Source organism: Fodinibius sp. (genome assembly GCF_041642155.1).
GTDB lineage: Bacteria > Bacteroidota > Rhodothermia > Balneolales > Balneolaceae > Fodinibius.
Window position 1 is genome coordinate 1 of sequence record NZ_JBEPWZ010000239.1, and the last position, 4,851, is coordinate 4,851.

At 48.1% G+C, this 4,851-nt stretch carries 5 protein-coding genes and 1 pseudogene; 3 read left to right on the forward strand and 3 right to left on the reverse strand.

Translation table 11 applies throughout. The features are described 5' to 3' along the window. A partial coding sequence (locus ACESLU_RS11810; protein ID WP_372638850.1) for a hypothetical protein occupies nucleotides 1-180 on the reverse strand: 180 nt, incomplete at its 3' end. Nucleotides 181-317: 137 nt separating this feature from the next. Here ACESLU_RS11810 and ACESLU_RS11815 point away from each other — a divergent pair. The 3 genes from ACESLU_RS11815 to ACESLU_RS11825 all read left to right on the forward strand — a co-directional run bounded on the left by ACESLU_RS11815 (nucleotide 318) and on the right by ACESLU_RS11825 (nucleotide 3,720). Beyond that, nucleotides 318-1,832 carry an acyl-CoA dehydrogenase family protein gene (locus ACESLU_RS11815; RefSeq protein ID WP_372638851.1) on the forward strand — a complete coding sequence of 505 codons (1,515 nt, stop codon included), beginning with the start codon at nucleotides 318-320 and terminating at the stop codon, nucleotides 1,830-1,832. Between the two features lie 202 nt (nucleotides 1,833-2,034). Then, on the forward strand, nucleotides 2,035-2,721 hold the full coding sequence (locus ACESLU_RS11820) for an NAD-dependent deacetylase (RefSeq protein ID WP_372638852.1): 687 nt from the start codon (nucleotides 2,035-2,037) through the stop codon (nucleotides 2,719-2,721). 45 nt (nucleotides 2,722-2,766) lie between these two features. Then, complete coding sequence (locus ACESLU_RS11825; protein WP_372638853.1) at nucleotides 2,767-3,720, forward strand: SGNH/GDSL hydrolase family protein; 954 nt, start codon at nucleotides 2,767-2,769, stop codon at nucleotides 3,718-3,720. Between the two features lie 228 nt (nucleotides 3,721-3,948). Here the strand turns inward: ACESLU_RS11825 and ACESLU_RS11830 are convergent, their stop codons facing one another. Together ACESLU_RS11830 and ACESLU_RS11835 are read right to left on the reverse strand one after the other, a co-directional pair. Further along, nucleotides 3,949-4,626 (reverse strand): hypothetical protein, encoded by a 678-nt coding sequence (locus ACESLU_RS11830; RefSeq protein ID WP_372638854.1) that lies wholly within the window; start codon nucleotides 4,624-4,626, stop codon nucleotides 3,949-3,951. A gap of 63 nt (nucleotides 4,627-4,689) precedes the next feature. After that, nucleotides 4,690-4,851: pseudogene (locus ACESLU_RS11835) on the reverse strand (short-chain dehydrogenase); the annotation flags it as partial.

Below are 4,851 nucleotides of genomic sequence, written 5' to 3' on the forward strand. Positions count from 1 at the left end.
CGAGCAGGCCCCACCCGTTCCCATCCCGAACACGGCCGTGACCCTGCTCAGCGCCGATGGTACTGCCCCCTGGGCGGAAGCGTAGGTCCCCTCCTGCTCTCTTTTTTTCCACCACGGCCCTTCATGGTTCCCCCCATGAAGGGCTTTTTTATTGTATAAAGGGGAAATGACACTCCACAAATCATGAAGTCATACAAAGGTTTGTACCAATAAGTTCAAAATCAGTATATTATATAAGATCTAAGCTTAATTAGGCTTTTAAAAGAACAAAAAAGGCTTTATGAGAAAGCTTCTATTTTCAACTATGGGCATTATATATGGAATTTTCTAAGTTTATTAGTCGATATAAGGAAAAACTGAATGAGCTGTTTAATAAGGAAGAAGATATCAATGAGCTCAGTTTAAGCAGGGGACTGCCCGAGGATATCTTTCAACAGGTGATGGAATGCAAGCCGCTCAGCGTGTTTATCCCCAAAGAATACGGGGGACGTGGCGCTCTTACCCATGAGGCACTGGCCATGTTGGAAGCGAGCTCATATGAATCGCTTCCGTTGTCCCTGATGATGGGAATAAACGGTGCCCTCTTTTTACAGCCCGTTGCAAACTATGGATCCGAAGAAATCAAGAAGCCCATATTTGATCGTTTTCTCTATGAACAAAATATGGGGGGACTGATGATTACCGAACCCGATTTCGGATCGGATGCCCTTCGCATGGAAACTTCTTTTGACAAAGTTCAAAATGGAGACGACATCGTTTATAACGTCAAGGGAACGAAGCACTGGGCCGGGTTGACAGGGGCCGCTGATTACTGGCTCATTACCGCCCGGAGAAAAAGTAAGACCGGTAAATTAGGTCGTGATATCGGCTTTTTTATCCATGACAGCAGGCGGGGGGGCATAGAAGTCGAGGAGTATTACAAGAACCTGGGACTTTATATGCTGCCCTACGGCAGAAATAAAATCAATATTACGGTGCCCGAAGCCTATCGGCTACAGCCAAAATCAACAGGCATAAAAATGATGCTGGACACCCTCCACAGAAGCCGTCTTCAGTTTCCGGGAATGGGTATTGGATTCCTCAAGCGTATGATGGTTGAAGGAGTCACGCATTGCAAGAATCGTTCGGTGGGGGGACAAAGTCTGTTTAACTACGATCAGGTTAAAAAACGGCTCAACCGGTTGCAGTCTTCTTTTACCGTTTGTTCGGCTATGTGTGCGTATACCAGCAAAAATGTGCCGATAGACAAGGATGCCTCGGGCATGGATATTGCCGCAAATACGATCAAAACATATACGACAGATGTGATGCAGCAAGCAGCCCAGTCGCTGCTACAGCTGACGGGAGCCAAAGGATATCGCCTTGATCATATAGCTGGACGCGCACTGATCGACAGCCGACCCTTTCAAATTTTTGAGGGATCCAACGATATTCTGTATCAACAAATTTCGGAGGCCGTGCTCAAGCGGATGAGAAGGATGAAGCTGGATAATTTATATCAGTTTTTGAGTGATTTTAAGCTTACTGAACGTGCTTCGGATTATTTTAGTGAGGTGCTCGATTTTAAAATTGACAACAAGCTCGCACAGGATCGACTCGTTGAACTGGGCAGAATACTCAGCAGAGTGATCTCACTGGAGTTTACGCTGCGGCTGAGCGATAAAGGATTTAACCAGCAGCTGATTGAAAATACGATCCAAACACTACGGGGAGATGTGGAGCGGATGGTTACGACCTTTATCAATGAAAATACGCCCGATGTAGTGGAAAATTATGAAGAATCCAGTTCCTGGCTTGAATCCATTGCCCCCAAATACGCGCATTCATCATAATTTTTATTTATAGAGTTCTTTGCACACCCGAACCCCTACAGTAATATGCTGAACCATGAGGGTAGCCGGGGCAGGCCCTGTTTTCAGCATTTGTTGAGTTAGATACTGTTGACCTTCTGACTATCCAGGTTTTCTCCCGGGGATTCGCAAAGGGCGACATGCGTTTTGCAAGGACTTCCTATACAAATCCCATTAACGTTTTATGGAGAAAATAGTTGTACTGACAGGTGCCGGAATGAGCGCAGACAGCGGACTCAAAACATTCCGCGATTCCGAGGGCCTCTGGGAGGGGCATGACATAAGTCAGGTAGCAACCCCCCAGGCCTGGGAAAAAGATAAGGAACTGGTGCTTGATTTTTACAACCAACGCCGTAAACAGGCGTATGAAGCCGATCCCCACAGGGGACATCAGGCGCTTGCAGATCTCGAGTGGAAGTATGAGGTTTCTATCATCACCCAAAATGTGGATTCCCTTCATGAACAGGCCGGGTCGACAGATGTTATCCACCTGCATGGTGAGCTGTCCAAAGTTCGAAGCGAGGAGAACCCGTCGTTAATCTATGAAATCGGGGGAAAGGCTGTTGAGGTGGGAGATACAGCCGAAGACGGTGCCCAGCTGAGGCCCCACGTGGTCTGGTTTGGCGAACCGGTGCCACAGATGCAAAAAGCATCTGCAATCGTACCCGAAGCTGATATCTTACTGGTCATCGGTACCTCTCTGGTGGTATATCCGGCGGCGGGACTGACAGACCTGGCCAGGCGGGGAATCCCGAAATATATTATTGATCCCGCCAAGCCCGAATTGGTCGATTATTCCGGGTGGAAGCATATCCGGGAGACCGCCGAAAAGGGGACGCCTCCCCTGGTGAACGAATTATTAGACAGCTAAAGTAGTTTTGTGATATCTGTAATCATTTTAATAGACTAAAAACTCATGTCTGAAAAGTATAAAGCAAGTGAAGAAGAGCAGGAAGTGTTGGAAAAGTATCTGCTGCAATTTTTAAACCTGGAGAAACGATATCCTCTGCTGCCGGGCATCGAAAACGAGGAAGCCGTAGCCGGAATTATGGGTATTGAAAAAGATGAGCTGTTGAAACTGAGAGATCGGTTTGCCGCTAATGCCAAGCAGGCTGCTGTTGAGGTGCTGGAAGACCCGGAGGTCGCTGAGTGGATCGAAGATCTTCCCTTTGAGGAGGGAGACACCATCGTGGCTTTGGGCGACTCCATTACCGATGACCTGCAAAGCTGGTTCTATATCTTTCAGCATGTTCTGGAAATCGGATTGGATCAACCGGACTTTACTTTCATCAACAGCGGCGTTTCTTATGATACTTCAACCGACGCCCTAAAGCGGTTGAATCGCGACGTGTTGGACCATCAGCCTGACTGGGTGATCGTAGCCCTGGGCACCTTTGACGCCCAGCGGTTGCATGTGGCACCCGACCGGCCGTTGGTTTCGCTTGCCGACTATTGGGAAAACCTGAATACCATCGAATCTGCGGTATCGGAGATAACTGATAATCCGCTTATCTGGATGAGCCCTCCCCCCGTTATTTCTGAGATGTTGCAGCAGATCAGGCTTTTTAATTTTGACCTTTTTGAAGAAGATCTAAACCGTATTCGGGAAATTCTCTCCGGAAAAAAAGGCTATATTGTCGATCCGCTTGGCGAGCGCATGCATGAAGAAGAAGAGGAAGGGGAACGGGAAGCGGGGGACGAAAGTGACCTGCCGGCGGCCTGGAACTACCTGAGTGATGGACTGCATCCCTCGCTTTCAGGTCATGTCAATACCGTTAAAGAGCTCATCCGCTTTTTAGTGTTAGCCAAGGATCCGGAAGAGGGGAGCAGCTTTGAGACGCCCGATGACTATGAAGGCGGAGTAGCTTAGCCGGGGATCATTTACCAAAAAATTCGGTGGTGGACAAGACGAAGCTGAACCGGGAATGGAAACGTATAACTATATATGTTGACTGTGCGGGGCATAACTTCAGCGCCGCCGGTGAGTACATTTTTCGGCATTTCTCTTTCTATCAAAGGTAAGCTAAACCAACCTGGATAAGCTTACTAACAGGACACACGTAAAGATTATTTCACATCCATGCGCGAATAATGCGGATTAAAGGTTCACACTCAAATTCATAACCGTCACAGAAGGAGCCCAGGAAGTTGAGAGAGTGCTGGCGGACATGGTGGTCTGTTTGAACATGGAAGGACTGATCATTCCGATTTCGACGGACCTGGATGCGTTTTCGTAGGTGATGAATCCATCCACATTCGAAGGAGAAGGGCTGAGCGTTGAGGCCTGGCTAAAATCAGGTCCCTCTGCCAGGAAAAAGGCATCGACAAGTCCAAACCCGAAGCCGGCCCACGCCCCGATACCGGAGCCGTATTGAAGGGCATTCGCCAGAGGTTCCTTGATGATCAGCGCAACGGAAGAGGCTATCAGCGCCCCACCCGCTGCCCCGTAAATAGTATCCAGCAGGGGAATGACAGAAGAGTTGGTCGCGTCGTTGAAGGTCCCGGAAAGATAAAACTGCTGGCCTTTATCGATCAGGGAAATATCATGAATGCCTACACCAATACCGTAAAGCGTTCCGGTCCCCAGTCCCACGCGTATAGGTCCGAATTTATCGTTATCCTGGAGCGCCATCGTGGCCCCTCCAAGCAGCACGCCGTTAATAGCGCCGTTCAGGGTATTTTGACCTACCAGCTTGATAGACTGTGCTTTTGATTGTTGTGGGAAAACGGAAGCGAGTAATGAAATAATAAACAGTAGCTGTAGAGATTTTTTCATGTCTTCAAAGGTAATTGTTGTAATGTTAGCCGTATTATACATAGCTGCTGCATAAATCCAATATTATGCGGGATCTTCCAGCGCAACCGGTAAAATCTTGCCATTATAAAAAGTAGATCCGTTGAGGGAAAAATCCGCTATATATTCCCCCATTTCTTCGGGCGATACGGGTGCCTCAATGCCGGGAAATGCCTGCTCCAGCATCTCGGTCTGTACAGCACCGAG

Coding starts and splice junctions, on each gene's coding strand:
- ACESLU_RS11815 (WP_372638851.1), top strand. CDS start 318: ATGGAATTTTCTAAGTTTATTAGTCGATATAAGGAAAAACTGAATGAG.
- ACESLU_RS11820 (WP_372638852.1), top strand. CDS start 2,035: ATGGAGAAAATAGTTGTACTGACAGGTGCCGGAATGAGCGCAGACAGC.
- ACESLU_RS11825 (WP_372638853.1), top strand. CDS start 2,767: ATGTCTGAAAAGTATAAAGCAAGTGAAGAAGAGCAGGAAGTGTTGGAA.
- ACESLU_RS11830 (WP_372638854.1), bottom strand. CDS start 4,626: ATGAAAAAATCTCTACAGCTACTGTTTATTATTTCATTACTCGCTTCC.